At 68.5% G+C, this 21,371-nt stretch carries 15 protein-coding genes; 2 read left to right on the top strand and 13 right to left on the bottom strand.

Annotation, left to right across the window (positions count from 1 at the left end; genetic code table 11):
- The first annotated feature begins 17 nt into the window (after nt 1-17).
- Together K5L94_RS02930 and K5L94_RS02925 are read left to right on the top strand one after the other, a co-directional pair.
- Entirely contained in the window at nt 18-707 is a 690-nt protein-coding gene (locus tag K5L94_RS02930; RefSeq protein WP_164087429.1) for an outer membrane protein, read from the top strand.
- 63 nt (nt 708-770) lie between these two features.
- Nucleotides 771-2,087, top strand: coding sequence for an NCS2 family permease (locus K5L94_RS02925; RefSeq protein ID WP_004154176.1), 1,317 nt, complete (start codon nt 771-773; stop codon nt 2,085-2,087).
- Between the two features lie 39 nt (nt 2,088-2,126).
- On the opposite strand, the gene bcsZ is transcribed toward K5L94_RS02925, so the two are convergent.
- The 13 genes from bcsZ to K5L94_RS02860 form a co-directional block, all read right to left on the bottom strand.
- Nucleotides 2,127-3,269 (bottom strand): cellulose synthase complex periplasmic endoglucanase BcsZ, encoded by a 1,143-nt coding sequence (gene bcsZ, locus K5L94_RS02920; protein WP_274511968.1) that lies wholly within the window; start codon nt 3,267-3,269, stop codon nt 2,127-2,129.
- Nucleotides 3,253-6,834: a cellulose synthase complex outer membrane protein BcsC gene (gene bcsC / locus K5L94_RS02915; protein WP_274511967.1), complete on the bottom strand. Its 3,582-nt coding sequence runs from the start codon at nt 6,832-6,834 to the stop codon at nt 3,253-3,255. The genes bcsZ and bcsC overlap by 17 nt, the downstream gene beginning before the upstream one ends.
- Nucleotides 6,834-9,203 (bottom strand): cellulose biosynthesis cyclic di-GMP-binding regulatory protein BcsB, encoded by a 2,370-nt coding sequence (gene bcsB, locus K5L94_RS02910; RefSeq protein WP_274511966.1) that lies wholly within the window; start codon nt 9,201-9,203, stop codon nt 6,834-6,836. Before bcsB ends, bcsC begins: the two co-directional genes overlap by 1 nt.
- The gene (gene bcsA, locus K5L94_RS02905; protein WP_274511965.1) at nt 9,200-11,824 is read right to left on the bottom strand and encodes a UDP-forming cellulose synthase catalytic subunit; all 2,625 of its coding nucleotides are present in this window, start codon (nt 11,822-11,824) and stop codon (nt 9,200-9,202) included. The genes bcsB and bcsA overlap by 4 nt, the downstream gene beginning before the upstream one ends.
- Nucleotides 11,824-12,579 (bottom strand): cellulose biosynthesis protein BcsQ, encoded by a 756-nt coding sequence (gene bcsQ, locus K5L94_RS02900; protein WP_274511964.1) that lies wholly within the window; start codon nt 12,577-12,579, stop codon nt 11,824-11,826. Before bcsQ ends, bcsA begins: the two co-directional genes overlap by 1 nt.
- Complete coding sequence (bcsR, locus tag K5L94_RS02895) at nt 12,576-12,755, bottom strand: cellulose biosynthesis protein BcsR (RefSeq protein ID WP_040008936.1); 180 nt, start codon at nt 12,753-12,755, stop codon at nt 12,576-12,578. Before bcsR ends, bcsQ begins: the two co-directional genes overlap by 4 nt.
- Entirely contained in the window at nt 12,755-14,386 is a 1,632-nt protein-coding gene (gene bcsG / locus K5L94_RS02890) for a cellulose biosynthesis protein BcsG (protein ID WP_053448767.1), read from the bottom strand. The genes bcsR and bcsG overlap by 1 nt, the downstream gene beginning before the upstream one ends.
- Nucleotides 14,383-14,562 carry a cellulose biosynthesis protein BcsF gene (gene bcsF, locus K5L94_RS02885; protein WP_040008940.1) on the bottom strand — a complete coding sequence of 60 codons (180 nt, stop codon included), beginning with the start codon at nt 14,560-14,562 and terminating at the stop codon, nt 14,383-14,385. The genes bcsG and bcsF overlap by 4 nt, the downstream gene beginning before the upstream one ends.
- On the bottom strand, nt 14,559-16,097 hold the full coding sequence (gene bcsE, locus K5L94_RS02880) for a cellulose biosynthesis protein BcsE (protein WP_180878763.1): 1,539 nt from the start codon (nt 16,095-16,097) through the stop codon (nt 14,559-14,561). The genes bcsF and bcsE overlap by 4 nt, the downstream gene beginning before the upstream one ends.
- Before the next feature lie 213 nt (nt 16,098-16,310).
- Entirely contained in the window at nt 16,311-17,348 is a 1,038-nt protein-coding gene (locus K5L94_RS02875; protein WP_133933779.1) for a fimbrial protein, read from the bottom strand.
- The gene (locus K5L94_RS02870) at nt 17,339-19,903 is read right to left on the bottom strand and encodes a fimbria/pilus outer membrane usher protein (protein WP_053448764.1); all 2,565 of its coding nucleotides are present in this window, start codon (nt 19,901-19,903) and stop codon (nt 17,339-17,341) included. The genes K5L94_RS02875 and K5L94_RS02870 overlap by 10 nt, the downstream gene beginning before the upstream one ends.
- 92 nt (nt 19,904-19,995) lie before the next feature.
- Nucleotides 19,996-20,727 carry a fimbrial biogenesis chaperone gene (locus K5L94_RS02865; protein WP_008266722.1) on the bottom strand — a complete coding sequence of 244 codons (732 nt, stop codon included), beginning with the start codon at nt 20,725-20,727 and terminating at the stop codon, nt 19,996-19,998.
- Nucleotides 20,728-20,812: 85 nt separating this feature from the next.
- The gene (locus K5L94_RS02860) at nt 20,813-21,352 is read right to left on the bottom strand and encodes a fimbrial protein (RefSeq protein ID WP_164087418.1); all 540 of its coding nucleotides are present in this window, start codon (nt 21,350-21,352) and stop codon (nt 20,813-20,815) included.
- Nucleotides 21,353-21,371 lie beyond the last annotated feature (19 nt).

Genomic DNA, 21,371 nt, shown 5'->3' with positions numbered 1-21,371 from the left:
CAACGTAGGAAACCGCAATGAAAACTCTGATCATCACCACGGCCGCCCTGCTGCTGTCGGGCACTGCCACGGCCGCCACCCCTGACTGGGACGGCTTCTACCTGGGTGCGCAGGCCTCGCATGGCGAGGGGCACAGCAAGGACCGCAGCAATGCCAGCGCCTCGGAAAAGAGCGTGCGCGGCTTCAGTGGCGGCGTGCAGGGTGGGCGTCGCTGGCAGTTCGACAACAACATCGTGGTCGGCGTTGAAGGCGCGCTGTCGTTCGGCAACATCACGCGTGACTGGAAGGATCGCGAGCAGCACCGGTACAGCCCGTACTACGGCAAGGATGCGGTGACCCGTTCGGGCACCTTCGATGTGACGCTGGGCCGAGCGATGGGTCGCTGGCTGCCCTACCTCGGCGCCGGCGTGACAGTGGCCCAGCAGGCATTCACGCTGGGCTGCGACAAATCGCTGGTGGAAGCCACCAACGGCTGCCGCGTGGCTGAGTTCGAGACCCGTGCCTCGCACCTGTCCACCGGCGCCAACGCCACGGCAGGCGTGCTGTACCGCTTCAACGACCGACTTTCCGCCGGTGCCGAGTACCGCTACACCCACCTGGGTTCCAGCCCGGTGACGCTCGACGATCCCAACTACCCGGCCGCGGCCCGCCGCAGCTTCCATACCGACTACAGCAGCGCTACGCTGAAGTTGAACTACCACTTCTAACCGCCTGACGACGCACCTGCGGCACCTTCGGGCGGCAGGGCGCGCAGGCATGAGAGATCTGCGATGCCCCTGTTCGAACGCCTGTTCCAGCTGCAGCAGCACGGCACCACCGTGCGCACCGAGCTGCTGGCCGGTGTCACCACCTTCCTGACGATGTCCTACATCGTCTTCGTGAACCCCGAGATCCTCGGCACCACCGGCATGGATGCCGGTGCAGTGTTCGTGGCCACCTGCCTGGCCGCCGCGCTGGGTTCGGCGGTGATGGCACTGGCCGCCAACTTCCCGGTTGGCATGGCACCGGGCATGGGCCTGAACGCGTTCTTTGCCTTCACCGTGGTCGGCGCTGCCGGCCTGCCGTGGCAGCAGGCGCTGGGTGCGGTGTTCATCTCTGGCCTGGTGTTCCTGGTGCTGTCGCTGACCGGCGTGCGCGCGTGGCTGGTATCGGGCATTCCGGCATCACTGCGTTCGGCGATCGTGGCCGGCATCGGCCTGTTCCTGGCGATCATCGCGCTGCAGAAATCCGGCGTGATCGTCGGCAATGAAGACACGCTGGTGGCGCTGGGCCCGTTGAACACGGCGCCGCCACTGCTGGCACTGGCCGGCTTCCTGTTGATCGCGGTGCTGGAAGCACGCCGCATCCGTGGCGCGATCCTGATCGGCATCCTGGCGGTGACAGCCGCAGGCTGGGCATTGGGTGATGTGCAGTACCAGGGCCTGGTGTCGCTGCCACCGAGCCTGGCCCCGACCTTCCTGCAGCTGGACCTGCCTGGCCTGCTGCACCACGACGGCGGCGCGCCGATCGCGGTGCTGCTGCAGGTGGTGCTGGTGTTCGTGCTGGTGGAAGTGTTCGATGCCACCGGCACGTTGTATGGCGTGGTCGGCCGTGCGGGCCTGCTGAAGCTGCCGGGCGCGCAGAAGCGTTTCGGCCGCGCACTGCTGGCCGACAGCACGGCGATCGTCGCCGGTTCGTTGCTCGGCACCAGCAGCACCACCGCCTTCGCCGAAAGCGCCTCGGGCGTGCAGGTGGGCGGCCGCACCGGCCTGACCGCGCTGGTGGTGTCGGCGTTGTTCCTGGCCGCGCTGCTGTTCTCGCCGCTGGCGGCGATGGTGCCCAGCTATGCCACTGCGCCGGCGCTGCTGTTCGTGGCCGGATTGATGCTGCGCGAACTGGTGGAAGTAGACTGGAGCGACCTGACCGAATCGGTACCCGCCGCGCTGTGTGCGCTGGCGATGCCGTTCACCTACTCGATTGCCAACGGCCTGGCGTTTGGTTTCATCGCCTACGCCGCGCTGAAGGCGGGCACCGGCCGCTGGCGCGAAGTGCACCCGGCGGTGTGGCTGGTGGCGGTGCTGTTCACCCTGCGCTACGCGCTGGAGTAAGCGGGGCCGGCATGCACTCGGCGCTGCAGTGCGCGCGGTTCACCAGCGCGGCTGCAGCCTGCCGTCGGCGTTGAAGCGCCAGCGCCCTTCGGCCCAGCCCAGCCCGAACAGGCTGAGCATCTGCGAGTAGTAGGCCGGGGCATCGGCGCGCTGCTGCTCGGCGCTGGGCAGGCTGGCCTGCAGTGCACGGGCGCGCTCGTTTTCTCCCTGGGCCAGCAGATACGGCAGCAACGCCGCGCGGAAGCCGTAGTTGCCTTCGCCCTGCCCCTGCCCGCTGCGGGTGTCGATCTTTTCCCACATGGCAGCGCCGCTGCGCAGGCGCTGCAGCGGGCCGGACAACGCAGCCAGCTGCGGCCGGAACAGCGGATCGCGCGGCGCGGTCATGCCGGCCCAGGCGTAGCAGCGGATCGCATCGTAGCTGCCGACCGCACCCTTCACCGGGTCGGCCACGAAACCGCCGGCCTGCCAGGCCGTCCAGTCCGGCGCGAATCCGTGCGGGCTGCTCTGCTGCAGCATCCGCACCGTGTTTGCCGCCAATGCCGGCCACGGTCCCTTGCGGTCAACCGATGCAAACCGTCGCAGCAGCGGCAACGGCAGATAGCTGGGATTGATGCGGGTCGCATCGCCTTCGACGAAGCCCTGCGGGCCGGGCAGCAGCATCGGCCCCAGCCCCGGCAACTGCACGATCTCGCGCGCGCGCACCTGCTGCAGCATGCCTTCGGCGATGGCCTGCAACGCCGGACGCCGCCACAGGCGCGCACCTTCCAGCAGCGCATAGGCCAGCCACAGATCCGAGTCAGAGGCAGGGTTGCTGTCCAGTACCTGCCAGCCCCCCTTGGCATCCCGTCCCCACAACCAGGCCGGCAGGTGCTGGCGCATGTCACCGCCGGCCAGGTTGTCCTGCGTCCAGGCCAGGATGCGATCGAACAGGGCCTGGTCGTTGGCCACCAGCGCAAAGAACAGTGCATACGACTGCCCTTCGGAGGTGCTGCGCTGATCGTCCTGGCTGCGATCGATCATGCGCCCGTCGCGGCTCAGGCTGCTGTCGAGCAGCACCTGCCACGCCGGCCAGCGCGATGCCGATGACGCCGGTTGCGCCTGCGCAGCACCCCAGCCGAGCAGCGGCAGGGCCGCGGCGGCCTGCAGCAGGCGCCGGCGGTGCAGGTCAGCGGAATTCGCCATAGGGCACCAACGGAGAGACCGGCAACGGCAGGTTGCCCTGCCAGGGTTTGAAGGTATAGCGCAGGTAGAGCTGGAACGAGTTCGGCGAGAAGTCGCGGCTGCGCTGCAGGGTACCGGCGGCGCCCAGCACGAAGTGGTCACCCAGCCGGCGCTCCACCGCACCGTACAGGCGGTAGCCGGTACCGGTGCTCTTGCTGTCGCCGGTGTACAGGCCCGCCTGGTCCAGTGTCAGCGGGCCGTACTGCGGTTCCAGCTGGGCGATCACGCGTTCGATCAGCGCCTGATCCGGGTAACGGCTGATAGAGGACGTCCGCGCGCTGGACACGCTGACCGATCCGTCCAGGCGTACCGACCAGTTGTCGTTGCGCCAGGCGAAGCTGACCGGCAGGCTCAGCGATGCGTAGCGCTGCGGGCTGTAATAGCCGCCCTGGCCCAGCGAGTAACCGCCCAGATCCTTCTGGTAACGCCAGTACATCGCGGTGGTACCGACATCCAGGCGCATGTCGGTGCGCTGGATCAGCTTGTGGTACCAGCCAACCATCGCACGGGCGCGCGTGTTGTCCACCACGTTCTCGCCGGTCAGGCGATGCCAGCTCCAGTTCGACCAGACGCCATTGCGGCCGCCCTGGTCGTAGCCCAGGCTGAAGGTCAGGCCATTGGCGGTGACACCGCCCCAGCGGATGCCGCTGCGCGGATCGTATGCACCGGCCTGCGACAGCAGCGAATTGGTCATCGGCCGCCGCGATACGGTGGCTCCCCAGCCGAAACGGCCCAGGTCTCCATTGAAGGTAAGGCCGCCGAGCCAGTTGCCGACCGCATAGTTGGACGGCGTGTGGCCGATATCGAAATTCCAGCGATCGTCCAGCGTGCGCCAACCGACGGCGAAGCCAGCACCGGACGTGCGTTGCTGATGCACGAACCGGGTGCAGCCCGGTGCACGCAGGCGCGTGCCGTCGGCCTGGACCAGGTCCAGATCGCAGCTGCCGAAGTCTTCGTCGTAGGCGCCGTTGGCATCGGTCTGGAAGCGACCGGCATCGAACTGCACCTGCTCGATGCGCGCCCAGCCCAGCCCACCCGCGAACGGCGCGTCGAGGTGCGCGATGCGGGTATCACGCGACAGCCGCGAGATGCCCGGCGTGCCATCGCTGCGGCGCCCCGTATCCTGCATCACGGTCAGGGTGGGATTCTCCTGCTGGTACAGGGTTTCGACATCACTGCGCAGGCTGCGACGCAGCCAGTCGTCGCCTGCGGTCTCGCGGCTGGCCAGCGTCAGCGCGCGGTTGTCGCGCGGTGCTACCTGTGCCGGTGCCAGCAGCCCGTTGTCGGCCATGGCCTGCGCGTACATGTCCAACGCCTGCTGCGGATCGTCACGGCGAACCAGCCGGGCCGCGTCGCGCCAGGACTGTGCATCGGGCGCGGTCCTGCGTGCCAGCAGCGCACGCAGGATCGCAAGCGCCTTCGCGTCCTCGCGCAGGTCGGTCCAGATGGTGGCGAGCTGGCGCTGCTGCCCCGTCGCCTCATCGGCAACCTGGGGCGGTGCATCCTGCATCTGGCGGCGTGCGCTGGCCAGGTCGCCGCTGCCGATCCAGGCCTGGATCCGGCCCAGCTGCGCATCGACGTTGTCCGGCTGTGCGGCCAGCACGCGCTGGTAGTAGTGCAGAGCCTGCGCGTGATCACCGCGCAGGCGGGCCCACTCGGCCAGCAGCATGTCGTTGTCGGTGCTGGGCGGTTGCTGCAGCAGCAGGGCGATGGCCTCGGCCTCCCTGCCCTGCGCGCGCAGCTCCCACAGATGGTCGGTCAGCTGCTGCCGGTGCAGGCGCGCCGACAGCGCGCGGATGTCATCGTCCCATTGCGCCTGGGGCAATGCATCGAGCACGGCCAGCGCCTGCGGCAGGCGATCGGACCCGGACAGGTACAGCGCCTGCGCATAGCGCGCCTCTGCACTGCCGTTGCGCCGGGCCATGTCGGCCACCACGGCATCGGCCTCCTGCTCCCGGCCCGCCGCACGCAGCTCGTTGCCGAGGGCATAGGCCAGCCAGGCATCATCAGGCAGTTCCGCGCGCAGCTGCGTTCCCAGTTCGATGGCGGTGGCGGCGTCACCGGCGGCCAGCGCCTGCTCGCGGCGCTCGCGCAGCCGCGTGATCTGCAGCTGGCGCAGGTCTTCGGCATACAGCTTGCGCTGTGCGGCAGGCAGCGCGTTGATGAAGGCCTCCAGCCGCTGCGGATCGGTGCGGCCATACAGCTGCACCAGCTTGCGCACCACGTTGGCATCGTTGGGCGCGATCCGCCGCGCGCTCTGCAGCTGGCGTTCGGCAGCCGCATCGTCACCGCGCGCGACGGCGACGTCGACCAGCCCCAGCGCGGCATTGACGTCGCGCGGCTGCTGCCGCCGTGCCTGCGCGTACAGGCGCTCGGCCTCGTCCAGGCGGCCTGCCTTCAGCGCGGCATCGGCCTGGTCCAGCTGCAGCCAGTAGCGGGTGCTGGCGATCAGGTCGCGCCACTTGTCATTGCTGTCGCCGGCCGGTGTTGCCTGCACCGCGCGCTGGAAGTAGGCGATGGCCTGCTCGCGGCGGCCCTGGCGCATCAACGCCATGCCCAGCCCGCCAAGCAGGCCTGGCTCGCGCGGATAGCCTCGCAGCGCCTGCAGGAAGGCGCGCTCGGCGTCTTCATTGCGGCCCGCGTCCAGCAGTTGCTGGCCGCGCAGCCCGGCACGCCAGGCCGGATCACTCACCCGCTTGTGCTGGTCCGCGTAGCGCTCGCGCACCAGTGCGATGTCGGTAAATGTGGGATTGCGGGTGATGAAGTCCTGCAGGCGGCGCACGCTGCGCTCGTCGGCCGGCTGGTCCTTCAGATAGGCCCATTCGGCGTCGGCGGCCATGCCGCGTGCTTCCGGATTGCGCCCCATGCGCTGCAGCGCCGCCAGTGCCTCGCTGTCGCGGCCAGCGGCGAACAGCAGCTGCGACAGTGCCTGCAGCAGGGTGACATTGCCCGGGTAGCTGCGATCCAGCTCGGTGAGCGCACGGATCGCCGGTGCACGGCCTTCGGCCTGGGTACCGCGAAGCCGCCAGTATTCCAGGCCCAGCTGCAGGCCCGGCGGATCGTCGTTGAACAGGCGCCGGTAGATCGCCAGTGCTTCCTCGCTGCGACCACCGGCGGCGAACAGGCGGGCCTGCTGCAGTTCCTGCTGCAGGTCGCCGCGATAGGCCTGCCACAGGCGTTCGCCGGCCGCCAGCTCGCGGCTGCCTGCGCCGATCTGGCGCAGCCGTGCCAGCGTGGCTTCGGCATCGTCCAGCTTCTGCTGCGACAACTGCACTTCCAGGATCGCCACCAGCGTGCCGCGATCATCCGGTGCCAGCATCCGCAGCCGCGCCAGCGCGTCTTCGATCAGGCTCTGGCGGCCGGTGGCCTCGCCGATGCGCACCTGCTGCAGCAGCCACTGGCGTTGCTCGGCCACCGTGCCTCCCGGTGTGGCCGGCAATGCCTGCGCCGCGCACGGGCCGGCGCCGGCCAGTCCCAGCAGGACCAGCCCCGACGCCGTCACCAGCGGGTGCCGCACGCGCGCCATCAGTGCCCCGGATCCAGGCGCTTGGCGGCCACCCAGCGCAGCGTGCGCCACAGCAGGAAGGCGAACATCAGCACCACCAGCGTGGCCAGCACCGCCAGCAATGCGGGATGGTCGGCCAGGTGGTACCACAGCAGCAGCCACCACGGCAGCGCGCCAACGTAGTAGTGCTCACCCACGAACTGGCTGTGGATGCCGGACGTGCGCAGGATCGCCACCGAGCCGGCAATTGCCTCGCGCTTGCCGGTATCGCTGAGCGCGTCGTCGAGCAGGCCATAGTCCGCGGCATTGCTGGCGGCCAGCGAGACGATGCTGCGCTGGGCATGATGCGGCGACTGCATGCCGATGATCGCGGCAAACGGTGCCTGCGCGGTCACCGCAACTTCGGTCACCGCCGGGTCGCCATCACGGCTGCCACGTCGTGCCTGCTCCATCGCCTGCTGCGGCGAAGGCGACTGGCCGTTCAGCAGCCGCGTGCGCTGGTCATCGATCAGCAGCGAAAGCTGCTGGCTGCCGCGCAGCTCGGCCGGCAAGGCGCCCAGCATCAGCAGGTCCGCATCCAGTGCGCTGGCCTGCTTCCAGTCATCGGACAGGCGCAGGCCGTAGGCGGGGTAGCCGGTCTGCACGCCCAGGCCACCCACCAGGTTCAGCAGCAGGCTGACCTGCGCCTCGCTGGCAGCGGGCGGCACCAGCACGACGGTCTCGGACAGGTCGGCCATGCGGGTGAAGGGGAAACCGCTCAGGGCGAATGCAGACAGGTCCGGCAGGCCCATGTAGTGATGGAAGCCGGAGAAGTCGATGGTTGAATCTTCCTCGATCGCCGCCTGCAGGTTCGGTGGCAGCACGGTCTGGCAATGATCGCGCTGCGCGCTGCCCATCACGCTGGCGAAGTTGAAGTCGAAGCGCAGCTGGTTGCGGTCACCCAGCTTGAGTGCAGGAATCAGCAGGCGGCCATCGTCGGCCCCGGCATCACCGGCCAGCACCGGCAGACGGATCTCTTCCAGGCCCTGCTTGCCGGTGCGCCGCACCAGCGGGAAGCTGGAAATGAACTGATCGTTGATCGCAACGCCCAGCCGCGACTCGTCGCTGCCGAAGGGCGGCGTGTAGCGGTAGCGCAGGTTCAGCGGAATGCCCTGGTTGCGCCAGATGAACAGATCCGGCGGCAGGTTGAGGTTGACCGTGATCGGCTGCGGCGACACGCCGTTGGCATGCAGCTGCTGCGGATAGTCCAGCAGTTCGGCCAGGCGCACGGCGCGGTCGGTGCGCACCCAGTTCGGGGCGTCGTACGGCTTGCGCGGGGCCAGCGGCTTGATCTCGTCAATGCTGACCTGGCGCCCGCGGAACAGCACGTTGCCGGCCGCCATCGCAGCCACTGCCTTCTGCAGGTCGTCATCGTTGCGGCCCAGCACCAGCAGCAGCTTGCGCTGCGGGTCGTCCGGCAGTGCCATCAACTCGATCACCGGGCCCTTCACCGGCGCGTGGTTGCCGATCACCGCGGGGAATTTCCCGTTCACGGCCAGCACCACCGCATGGCCCTTCCCGGGCAGCGCGCCGAAGCTCACCGGGAACCGCGCCTGCCGCCACCAGCCGGCGAGGCTGCCGAAGTACGACGACATCACCGCCGCCGCGCGCTGCTGTGCCAGGCTCGGGGCGCCGGCGAACACCACCGGCAGTTCGAGCCGCGCGGTGTCGCGCGGATCGAAGAACGGCAGCGGGAAGTTCGCCAGGTCGTCCTGCATCGCCAGCGGCTGCCCGCCCAGGCGCAGGGTGCTGTTGCTGGACAGGTTGACCCACAGCGAACTGTGCGTGGGTTCTTCGCAGATGTCGGTGTAGTGGCCGACGAACTCCAGCCGCACCTGGTTGAAGTCGGCGATCAGCCGCGCATCCAGCGGCAGCTTGGCCTGCACCGGGCGGCCCAGCTGATCGTTGCTGATCGGCACCACGCCCATCATCGCGTCGTTGAGGTAGACCCGCAGATGCGACAGGGTCGGCAGCAACGACGGCGAAGGCGTGAAGCTCAGGTCCAGTTCCGCATCGCGCACCAGGCGGTCGCGACGGACCTGGAACTCGAACGTGGTGGCGTTGCGCACGCCGGACAGCAGGGTGTCCTGGCGACGCCCCAGCTGGGCGAACGTACTCTGCCGCTGCCAGGGCCAGGCGCTGCCGGTCCAGGTCTGTGTCAGCGCCGCTGCCTCGGCCGGAACCGCGGGGGTGGCCGAGGTTGTGGTCGCCGCAGGCGGCGCTGCCACCGCTGCGGCATTCGCCGGTGCGGGCGGCGGCACCGGGACCGGCGCAGGTGCGCTGTTGCCGGATGCCACCGGCAGGGCCAGCAGGGGCAACAGCAGCCAGCGCAGAGAAGACGGAATGCTCATGGACGAAGCCCTGGATCAGCGGCTGGGTCAGCCGGGTGGGAAGGAAGCGGACGTTGCGGGGCAAAGCTGGCGAGCCATCGCAGCAGGCGACGATTCCAGTGTGCCGGGCGGTCGAGGTCGAACGGAGTGAAATCGCCCATCCGGCGGTAACCGCGCCAGCCCAGAACCAGCACGCTCCACAGGCTGCGCGGCAGGCTCTTGGGTTGATAGCCGGCATGCCAGTCGAGCCACGCGTCCGCGCGCGCGAACGTGCACTGGGCGAACTCCACGCGCTGGCGTTCGTCCTCGAACAGCAGCAGCAGGCCCAAGCGGTGGCCGACGGTGCGCTGCACGCGTGCCGGGAAAGCGAATTCACGCCGGCCGCGCCCCAGCAGCACCTGTACCTGCTGGCCTTCGGCGAGCTGGGCATCTTCGCCCAGTTCGACGCCAACGCCATCGTTGGAGTAATCCTGCAGCACGCCACGCAGGCGCCGGCCATCGGGAATCTCCAGCGCCATCGGCAGGCGGGTGGTGACGCGATGCGTGCGCCGCACCTGCTGCACCTCGGCGGCCACGGCCAGCGCTCCGCCGATGATCAGCAGGTTGTACAGCACCCACAGCGAGCTGACGACCACCGTGCCGCGTTCATCGGCCGGCCCGTGCATGAACCGCCACACCGCAAAGCACAGGCCCAGCACGTTCAGCAGTGCCAGCACCAGATAGGGCCGCGCCACCCGCCAGTCGAAGCGGTCACCGGCCTGGGTGCCGCCCTTGTCGGTGACGTTGAACTTGCCGCGCCCCGGGCTGAACAGTGCCACCGTGGTGGGACGCGCGATGTACCAGGCCAGCACGGTCTCATACACCTCGCCCCAGAACGGGCGGCGGTACTTGCCCTGGATGCGGGCATTGGTGAGGCTGGCATGGGCCATGTGCGGCACCACGAACAGCAGGATGGCCAGCGCCGGGGCGTAGATGATGTAGACGTGCAGCAGCAGGAACGCCAGCGGCGCGGTCAGGAATACCAGCCGCGGGATGCCGGCAAGAAAATGCAGCATGGCATTGGCATAGCAGAAGCGCTGGAACAGGCTCAGCCCCTTGCCCAGCAATGGGTTGTCGATGCGGAAGATCTGCACCATGCCGCGCGCCCAGCGGATGCGCTGGTTGACGTGCGCGCCGAGGCTGTCGGTGGCCAGCCCGGCCGCCTGCGGGATGCGCAGGTAAGCCGAGTTCCAGCCCTTGCGGTGCAGGCGCAGGGCGGTATGCGCATCTTCGGTGACGGTCTCGGTGGCAAAGCCGCCGATCGCATCGATGGCCTCGCGCCGCAGCACCGCGCAGGAGCCACAGAAGAAGGCCGCGTTCCACAGATCGTTGCCGTCCTGCACCAGCCCGTAGAACAGCTCGCCCTCGTTGGGATCGCTGCGGAACACCTGCAGGTTGCGCTCGAACGGGTCGGCGGAGAAGAAGTGATGCGGGGTCTGCACCAGCGCCAGCTTCGGGTCACGCAGGAACCAGCCACAGGTGATCTGCAGGAACGAGCGCACCGGCAGATGGTCACTGTCGAAGATCGCCACCAGCTCGCCATCGATCAGGGTAAGCGCATGGTTGAGATTGCCGGCCTTGGCGTGGCGGTTGTCGGTGCGGGTGATGTAGTTCACCCCGGCGCGCTCGGCGAAGGCACGGAACTCCTCGCGCTTGCCGTCATCGAGGATGTGGATGCGCAGTTTGTCCGCAGGCCAGTCCAGGCCCATCGCGGCGTATACGGTATGCCGTACCAGCGCCAGGTCTTCGTTGTAGGTGGGAATCAGCACGTCCACCGTCGGCCATTGCCGTACGTCGGCCGGCAGCGGCGCAGGTCGCCTGCGCAACGGCCAGGCGACCTGCACGTAGCCCAGCATCAGCACCAGCCAGGAGTAGGTTTCCGCAGCCAGCAGGATCACGCCGCAGATCAGGTCGAAGGTGCTGTTCCAGTTCAGGGTGGCGGTGTAGCGCCACCACAGGTAGCGGCAGGAGACGGTGATCGACAGCACCACCAGCACCAGCGTGGCGTAGCGGCCCTGCATGCGCCGCACCAGCAGGGCGATGACCCACAGCAGCAGCACGAACACGAACTGCGCGACGTAGGTGAACGGTTGGGTGATGCACAGCGCCGCCAGCCCGAGCGTGATCAAGCCGATCAGCAGCGTCAGCAGATGCCGCGAGCGCGGCGACAGGGCGCGGACGCGCTGCCCGAACCAGCCTGCGAAACGGCTGTTCCAGAATTCGCTGGGCGCATCGCTCATCGCCCGCAGATAGCGCAGGCGGCCTCGGCCTGCGGCGCCGCGAAGCTCGGCAATCCGCTGGCGGTTGGCTTCGGCCAGGCGCTGCCGCCGCTTCGACGCCTTCGGCACCAGCCGCACCAGTGACAGCCAGGCGGCCTGGATCAGCAGGCGCAGCGGATCACCCGGACGCCAGCGACGGTCACCCTGGATCTGCGGGAAGGCGTTGCGCAGGCGCGGCGCGATCGACTGCCAGGCCGGTCCCTCCAGGCGCAGGAAGGCCCACCCGGTCCATTGCAGCAACCACAGCAGCGCCCGCGTCGGCCAGGACGCATGCACCCGCTCGCGCAGGCGCCCCCAGCCCAGGTAGTAGACCCGGGCGCCCATCAGGGGCCGCCTTCGCGGTGCTGCCGCCGCGCCGCTTCAGCCAGGCACCACAGCACCAGGCCATCGACGTCGGCCGCGGCCAGCGAGTTCGCCGCGTAACGCCCCAGCGGTTGCTTGCTGGCGAGTGCGGCCGGCACCCGCGCATCCTCATGCAACGGCTGCGGCACCAGCCGCCTGGCATGGGTGTGCAGCCACAGCTGCATCAGATCGCGCTGCACCGGAACGGCCGGGTCGTAGCGGTTGGCCAGCACCAGGCGCTCATCATCCGGCTGCCGTTGCAGGACCACATGACTGACCGGATCGACGCAGGCCAGGCGCAGCGGCAGGGTGCAGCGCGCGTGCTGGTTGATGGCTGCCGCATGTGCCGGCAGGCGCTGCGGCAGATCGAACAGCACCCAGTCGAACTGGGTCTGCAGCAGCGGCAGGCGATCGGCCCAGGTCGAAGGCGCCTGGCGCAGCTGTTGCTCGACCTGCATCGCGCCCCCGGCATCCACCCGGCCATAGGGCAGCACGGCCAAGCCGGGCGCGATGGCAAAGGCGGCATCGCGCCAGTCGCTGCCGTCCAGCTGTGCATGCGCCCAGCCACGTTCGACATCGGCGGGCAGGCCCAGATGCAGGCCGAGCATCTGGTCGGGACTGCATTCCACCAGCAGCACGCGCTGGCCCTGGGCATGCAGGCCCTGCCCCAGCGCGGCCAGCACCGTGGTCACGCCGGTGCCGCCATGGACGCCCTGCAGGGACAACACGTTGCTCATCCGCGCCGCTCCAGTTCCGCCAGCAGCGGCCAGCGCGCCAGCGCCTGGGCACGTTCATGCTGGGCCGAGAAATCCACGTAGGGCAGCTCCGGCATGTCCAGGCTGCGGCGCAGCAGATCGATGTCGTCCTCTTCCACGGACAGGGTGGCGGGCACGGCAAGAATGTCGGCAGGCATCAGCGCGCATCCTCCGGGTAGGGGCTCCAGGTCTGGCTGCCCTGCAACTGCAGCCAGGGTTTGCCGCCGTAGTCGATGACCTTGGCGCCTTCGTTCTCCGACACCGAGGGCGTCTGCGGCAGGCCCTTGAGCAGGCTGTCCCAGTTGCGTTCGCTCGGCGGCGACTGCGCGTTGAGTGCGTAGACGCGCGATACCAGCTCGGACACGGCCAGGTAGCTGCTCGGCTCGGGGATGTGGCGCGGGCCACCGGCCGCCGGTGCGCCCATTCCGACCAGCTTGACGCCCACCGGCACGTGGGTGATCGACGGGCTGGGGATCTCGCGCATGCCCGGAATCTGCATGCGGTCACCGTGCAGCGCGGCGCCATGTTCGGGGACCACCACGATCATCGCGCGCCGGCCGCTCTTTTCCACCGCATCGACAAAACCGGCCATGTCACCCAGCACCATCTCCGCGCGCGCCTTGTAGTCGGCGGCATTGGAACGGCCATCGGCACCGACGATGCGATTGCCGTCATGCAGCGAGATCGTGTTGTAGAACAGCGCCACCTGCTGCGGGGCCTCGGCCAGCCGCTGCTTCCACCAGGCCATCAGCACGTCGCCATCGCGGCGCAGTGGCGACTTGTCGAACGCCACCAGCGCCTTCGGGAAGGCGCTGATATCCATCGGCTGTGCCTGCAGCCCACCGTACTGGTGCAGCTCGCCGATGAAGTCGTCGAAGTGGCCATCGTGGTTCATTGCCAGCTCGCTCTGGAAGCCCAGCCGCTGCAGGTTCGAGAACAGCTGGCACTCGGCAGGCACCGGGTCGAACAGCTTGGTATGCGAGGTCTGGCCACAGCTGGCGCGCAGCAGGCGGATCGCTGCCGGGCCGCTGTAGGCGGTGGCCGAATTGAAATCGTCGAACACCACGTCCATGTGGTCGAGCAGGTTGTTCTGGCGCAGCCCGACTTCATCCAGGTCGCTCCACGCCAGCGAGCAGATGTTGAGGATGATGACGTCGAACGGAGCACCGCTGGCCGGCGCCGGGAAGCTGGTCTTCAGGCTGGCCTGCTGCTGGTAGAAACTGCTCAGCCACGCATTGAGCGTGTCGTTGTTGGCCGGCGGCAGTCCCCCTGTCGTCGCCCCAGCGGTCCCTGTGCTGGCCGCCGTGGCAGTGCCCTGCCCCCAGTTCCAGCCCGCCGGCATCGGTATCGCCATGACGGCAAGGCCAAGCATGCCCAGCACGCTCAGGGTGGTGATGCGCAGCCACGGTTTGAGCAGGAAGTAGGCCACCAGCAGCAGCGCGAGCACCGCCACCATCTGCCAGTTGATGAAGCGCTGGGCCAGTTCGAGCCAGTAGTCCGCCGAGAAATCCAGCACGCCCGGTTGCACCAGCAGGCGCTGGAACGGTGGCCACCAGGTGTCCTGGTAATAGAGCGCCACGCCCACCGGCACGGCCACGACGGTGCGTGCGATGCGTGCCCAGCGCCAACGCAGCGGCACCAGCAGCGCGCCCAGGAACAACAGGTTGGGCAGGATCTTCAGGTCCAGCGCGCCCATCCAGGCCAGCACCACCTTGGACAGGAAATACAGGTTCCAGCCACGCAGGTCGGCCCATGCGAACGGAGATGCGGGAACGTTCTGCGGACTCATGCAGCGCTCCGCGGCGCACGTTGGCGTACGCCGGCGCGGCGCAGATGGCGGGGCGGCAACCAGCGCGTGGCACGGCGGCGCAGCCCGCGCCACAGGGTGCCCAGCATGGCCCCGAAGGGAATCATCACGACCGCGCAGGCGACGATCAGGGTCCAGAGTTGCTGGTCGGTGGTCATGCGGTATCTCCCAGCCGCAGCGGCTTCGGGGCAACGACGGCAGGCGCTTCCCGCACCGGAGCCACTGCGGGCAAGGCAACCGGCGCCTCGGGCAGCAGCTCGGCGTCCGGATCACTGCCGCTCGGGTTCATGGCGGCGATGTCGTACTCGGCAAGGCGCTGATAGCCGTCAAACAGTTCGCGCCAAGGCAGGCGGAACAGGTTGCCCAGCGCCTGCTCGACCGCATCGCGGCGACAGCCGAACAGGAACAGGCGGACCTGCCCGCGATAGACACAGGCAAGATCACCCTGGCGGCGGATGCGCAGCTGTTGCAGGGTCTGTTCGGCGCGCAGGCCGGCAACCGGCTGCAGGGCCAGCACTGCGCTTTCCACCGCGCTGCCGTCCTGGTCGATGCGTTCTGCGGCGATCTGGCGGAAACGTGCGGCATTGACCAGGCCGCTCAACGACGGCGGCCGATGGGCGCGGATCAGCGGCTCCGGGTCATCGGCCAGCTGGCCCTGCCAGCGCTGCCGCTGCACCGTTTCCAGCAGCGTCAGCAGGCGTGGCAGCGGCGTGTCGGCCGGCACCACCAGGCTGCACCCGCACTGCATCAGCAGGCGTTCGTCGGCGTAACGCAGGCAGGGCTGAAGCTCGCGCACGACCAGTTTCAGGGCGGTGCCGCGCTCGCGGCGCAGGCGGTGCAGCAGCCGCGCCAGCGCGTCCACCTGGGCGTTCTCGTTGATGGCCAGCACCACCGTGGCCTCGCGCGCCTGCAGTGCGGCCGGGAGCAGACCGGCCCAGCCCTCGTAGAGGCGCCATGCGGCGGACAGCGGCGGCGCGCCCTCCAGCACGTTGGCCTGGGCGAGGAAGACGTCGCGATCACTTCCGCTGGCAAGGCTGGCAGCCTCGTCAGCAGTATCGGCCTCGGCCACGTGGCGCAGGCCCGTCCCTTCCTGCAGCACGGCAAAAGAACGCTGCGCGACCACGCCATGGCTGTTCGACCAGTAGTGCAGCAGCAGCTGCAGGGCGCCGCGATGCGGGTGCAGCTGGGCCACGCCGGCGCAGGCGCGGTTCAAGGGCAGCAGGCGCGGTGCCAGGGTGGCGACTTCGCCATGGCAGAGCAGCAGCACGATCTGGCCGGTCTGCCCGGCCCAGCGTTGCAGCCGCTCGCACCAGCGCGCCAGGCGCGTGTCATCCCAGCCATCCAGCGCGGCAACCGGAAACTGCACCAGGCTGAGCCCGGTGGCGGCGGACGCCACCCGCGGCAGGTCCTGCGGCAAGCCGCGCAACGCCTGCTGCATGCCGTGGTGGGAACGCTGGAACAGGCGCAGGCGCAGCGGCCCCTGATCGTCCGCCAGCAGCGACAGCATCGGCTCGGCGCCACGGCCCAGCGTCACCAGAACGGCGTCCTGCAGTGCGGCGGCGGTGGACAGCACGCCGGCGCCGAGCAGGTCGGTCGGCGCGCTGCCGGCCGCGACGACCCAGTACAGGCCGCCCCCGCGCATCTCAACGAACTCCGAAGGCAATCCGGCAATGGCAAGGTGGGCTGCTGTCACGCCGGGTCCTTTCAACGCCCCTCAACCGGGTGGAAGGCCCGATGGCGGAGACGCTGCGGTGAAGGGAAGGTCATTTCCATGACGCACATCACATTCATGTTTCTGTACGGTCATGATAGCTCCGATCTTCACGTTTGCGGCATCAAGACGCAGTCAACGCCGCCTGCGGAACAGGCGACGTGCGGGGCAGTGCTCAGCGATGGAAAAACGCTGCTACTCGTACTGGATCGTGAACGTTGCCTGCCCGTTGGCGACACCGGCACCGACGGTCCCGGCCTGGGTCTGCACATAGCGGGCCCGCAGCGGCAGGCTCATGACACTGGTACCCGGCGCGGTGGTGCCGACATTGATGGCCTGGCCGAAGCGGACTTCGCGTTCGGTGCTGCCATCACGCTGCACCATCTGGATGCCGATGCGGGTCGCACTGTTGGTGGCCGCGCTCAGCTTCAGCACGCCGGGCATGTTCGAACTGTCCTGGTCGGCGTCGAGGCGGATGCCGATCTTGCTCTGGTAAGACGCAACGTTGCTGCCCTGGCAGTTCAGGCGGATCTCGAAGTCACGATCGACCGCACGCGAGCCGACGCCGGTGAAGCTGGTGTTGGGCACGCTGCCGAAATCAACGGCGATGTTGCGGCTGCCAGCCTCCACTTCGCAGGTCGGGCTGACCACGGTGGTGCCCGAACCGCGGAAGGTCGAGGTCAGCACCGGGCGGCTGGGGCCGTCGCCATCGAAGTAGTAGGTGGTGAAGCGGCCGTTCGGCGCGATCACGCCCGAACCGGTCTGTGCGGCGGTCTTGATCAGCTGGATGCGGAACTGGCCGCCGATCAGCGAGATGGTGGAATTGGCGCCGAAGTTGATGGAATGCGGGTAGTAGGTCTGGATCGCGCCGGAGTCGCGGAACAGGCGGATGCCCACACCGGCAACGCCGGTCTCGTAGACGTTGGCGAAGCCGGCCACCGGCCGCTTCTGCGGCGCGTTGACGTACTCACCGGTCGAGCTGCCGCCGTACCAGTAGTCACAACGGGCGACGTTGTTCTGCTGGTTGATCGGCACGCTGAGTTCCTTGATCACACCACCGACCGGCGTGCTGGGCAGGATCACGATCTGGCCCATGTCCATCTGCACATCCTGGGCGACGAAACCGTTGATCTGGATGCGGCAGGCGGCGCTGGCCTGCTGCGCCAGCAGCGCGCCACCGAGCAGGGCCAGCGTGGCCAGCAGCCTGCGGCCACGGAAAGGAATCATCGGCATGCTGCCTCCAGCGGAATGAAGCCGGTCTTGGACGCATCGGCGCCCGCCGGAACCTGGTAATCAATGGTGCAGCGCTGATCGGCACCGGCGCCCCACTCCACCAGCAGGCGGCCCTGGTTCTGTTCGCTGCGCACGTACAGGCGGCCACCCTGGCTGACCATGCCCACCGGCTGGCCCTGCTCATCCTTGACCTGCGCGCCGAACGGCATGCTGCGGCCATCGGGGTTGCGGACCTGGATCAGCAGCGCGTTGCCCTTGCGGGTGTCGAAACGCAGGTAGCTGATGGCACCGGCGAACGGCGCGACCGACTGGCTGGTGCTTTCCAGCTCGACGTCGTGGGCCATGCCCTGCGGGTCGAGGGTGACGGTGTTGAGGCGGTACGGCGACACGTACGGCACCACCGCGTAACCGCGGCCGTCCACGCGCAGGCCCGGGGCGTTGCTGACGATGGCATCGCGCGCGCCCGGTGCTTCGACCAGCACCATGGTGTCGCCGCGCTGCGGGGTGAAGGTGAAGCCGCCCGGATGCACGACCACGCTGCCGTTGGCACCGACCGAGGCCTGGCGGAAGTCACGCGAATGGCTGTAGGTCGCGTTCAGTGCCGAGTAGCGGCTGCGGTACTCGACATTGCCGACGGCGGTGGTGCCACCCTCGCGCGAATCGGACAGGGCCGCGCCGTAGCTGAAGTTGTTGTCGACACCGGCAGAACCGGTGATGCCGACGCGGCTGTTGTCGTAGCCGCCGCGGTCGCGCATGCCGAGGTCGGCACTGAACGACACCGGGTGGGTGCCACGGCCCAGCGGCACGCTCATCGACAGCAGGTACTGGGTGTCGGAACGACCGAGCACGCCTTCTTCGGTGCGCAGTGCGGAGAAACCGAAGTTCACCGAACGCCAGGCGTTGTTGTAGCCGACCTGGTACTGCTTGGAGGTGCCGGCGCGGTCGTAGAAGTCACGCACCGAGCCGGTCACGTACAGCGCGCCGCCGCGACGGCCCAGCGGCTGGTTCAGGGTCAGCTGGAACTGGCTGCGCTGGCGGCCACGGGTGGTCGGATCGATGCCGCGCTTGTCCGAGTCCCGGCCATACAGCGCGTCCTGCAGGCTGTAGAAGCCTTCGGTCGAATAGCGGTACGCGGCCAGGGTCAGGTTGGTCCCGGTCTCGCCGATCATGTTGCTGTAGCTCAAGCGCACGCTGGCGCCAGTGTGGTTGCCGTAGTGATCGAACGAGGTGCGCGCATGGGTGACGTCGGCGGCGAACGCACCGACCGGCGTGGACAGGCCGACGCCGTACAGCAGCGACAGGTAGCCATCGCTCAGCGCACTGCCGCCGTAGAGGGTCAGCTGGTTGCCGATGCCGCGCTGGTAGGTACCCTGCACCAGCCACGGCTCATCGGCCAGCAGCTTGTTGCGGACCTGGCCGGCGGTCAGCGCGTAGCGCGACACGCCTTCGCGCAGCATCTGCGGCACCGAGCCGAATGGCACCTTGAATTCGCGGCGGCGGCCATCGGCCTCGATCACGCTCACTTCCAGGTCGCCGCCGTAGCCGGTCGGGTACAGGTCGTCGATGACGAAGCTGCCCGGCGACACGGTGGAGGAATAGATCAGCTGCTGGTTCTGGCGCACTTCAACGCGCGCGTTGGTTTCGGCGATGCCGCGCACGACCGGCGCGTAGCCGCGCAGCGAGTCGGGCAGCATGCGGTCGTCGCTGGCCAGGCTGGCGCCGCGGTAGCCGATCGAATCGAACAGTTCGCCGGTGGTGTAGGCCTCACCGATGGTGAGCATGCCGCGCACCTGCGGGATGCCGCGCTGTGCGTAGGTGGCAATGCTCTGCCAGTGGCGGCCATCGCCCTCGGACCAGGTCAGGTTCGAGTCGTGGCGGAACTGCCAGCCGCCCAGGTTCAGGCCGGCATTGAGGCCGAGGTAGGCGCTGCGGTTGCGCTGGCCACCTTCGACGCGGCTGTCGCTGTCGATGGCATTGAAGCTGTAGCCGACGAAGCCGGCGTTGATGCCACGGTCCCACAACGCCGGGTTGACGTAGCCGCGCGCTTCGCGGCGCAGGAACACCTGCGGAATGCTGAGGTCGTAGCGCAGGTTGCCACTGTCATAGATGCCGTAGGCATTGGCCATGCGCTTCTGCACCGGCACGCAGCTGGTCTTGTCGGTCGGCAGCGTCGGGTCCTGCTGCAGCAGCACGGCCTCGCTGTCCACGCCCATTTCTTCCAGCATCGGCAGCGGCAGGCACGCATCGACATGGCCCTGCGCATCGGCCTTGAACTGCAGGTCGCGACGGCCCTGCCAGCCGCCGTTGACGTAGACGTCGACGCGGTAGGTGCCGGCCACCATCGGGTTGCCATTGCTGAAGGCCGCCAGGTCAACCTGCTTGGCCTGGCCGGACAGGAAGCTGGAATTGAACTGGGCCGATTCCGGGGCACGCGCATTGGCTGCGCCGCTCTGCGCCATCAGCGCCTGCTCGCCCAGATTGGCCGGCGCTGCCAATGCCCATCCTGGGCAGGCCACGCCAGCAGCCAACAGGCAGATCGCCTGGTGGATCGACAATGTCAATCTGTTTCCGATCACACTGACATTCCTTCAATTCGCCGCGCGGCGGCGGTGGCGGGATGCGCTGGCCCTGGGCCGGCGCGGCGCGTTCAGCCCCCGGTGCTGCCGAGGCGGATCGTGTGTTCCACCCGACCGCCGTAATCGTTGATGGTGATGAAGCGCACCTGGTCGGTGCCCGCCGGCGCGGCGAACTCCAGGCTCTGCTTCGGCGCGACCATTGCGCCCTTGTCCTCGACGGCCTTTTCGCTGCTGCCGGTCACGGCATGCACTTCGGCCAGCGTGACGTGGAACGGACTGGGGTTTTCCACGCGCAGGCGGTCGCCCGTGCGGGTCCAGCGCAGCGCTGCCGGTGCGTCGTTGGCAACGCCCTTCAGGCCCTGCGGCCGGTAAAAGAGCTTCAGGCGCGAACGGAACGCGACCTGCAGGTAATTCTGTTCGCCCGTGTTGTCGGCGTTGTCCGGCGACGGCGGCACATCCAGCACGTTCAGCCAGAACACCGACTCACGGTCGGCCGGCAGTTGCGCACCGGAGAAGATCACGCGCAGCGCCTGGCTGCGGCCCGGCTCGACGCGCGCGATCGGCGGCGTCAGCACGAACGGGGCATCACTGGTATCGGCGGTCTGGTTGGCATCGCCACTGTCGATCCAGGCCTGCACCAGGGCCGGCGAGTCGCCCACGTTGTCGACCTGCACGGTGACTTCGCGCGCCTGCGCCGGGTAGATCACCCGCGTGCCATTGACCACCACGCCGGCCAGTGCGTCCTGGCAGAAGGGCAGCGTGAACGCTGCCAGCAGCAGCGCCCGGGGAAAGAATGCTTTCATCGGAAGTACTACGCTCGAGAGGTGTGGCCAAAGGCCGCGGAGCACTGGCCGGCGCGTACGCCGGCCAATGCGGGTACGGCGACGATCAGTTGTAGATGATCGTGTACTTGACGCTGCTGGTGACGTCGCCCGGGGTGGCGGCGGCAGTGGCGTAGTACTCAGCGTAGTAGTTCAGGTCGGCCGAGCCGTCGGTGCCGACGGTGACCCACTGCGAGTTGGTCTGGGCCAGGCCAGCGCCGGCAGCCTTGATCGGCAGGAACTGGTTGTTGGAACCCAGCAGCTGCAGCTGCACGTTGGTGGCAGCGTTGGCCGAGGCCTGGTTGACCAGGCGGCCGCTGTTGAAGTCGACGGTCGAACCCGGCTCGAAGTAGGTGGCGACGTTGCCGGCGCTGCACTTGGTCAGGTTGATGGCGAACGGGGTACGCCCCGCAACGGAACCGGCGGTGGCCAGGGTGTTCTTGGACACGGTCGGCAGGTTGACGGCGAAGTCCTTGCCGCCCGGGGTCGAGATGGTGCAGGTCTTGTCGGTGACCTTGCCATTGAAGGTGATGGTGCCGTCGGCGGCGTTGGCGGCCAGCGGAGCGGCGGCCAGCATCAGAGCGGCGATGAGAGTGTTCTTGTGCATTCGCTTTTACCTAACCCTA

Source organism: Stenotrophomonas forensis, from assembly GCF_028752115.1.
GTDB classification, from domain to species: domain Bacteria; phylum Pseudomonadota; class Gammaproteobacteria; order Xanthomonadales; family Xanthomonadaceae; genus Stenotrophomonas; species Stenotrophomonas forensis.
The sequence above is the reverse complement of the archived record's forward strand: the minus strand, read 5'-3'. Positions and strand labels throughout refer to the sequence as shown.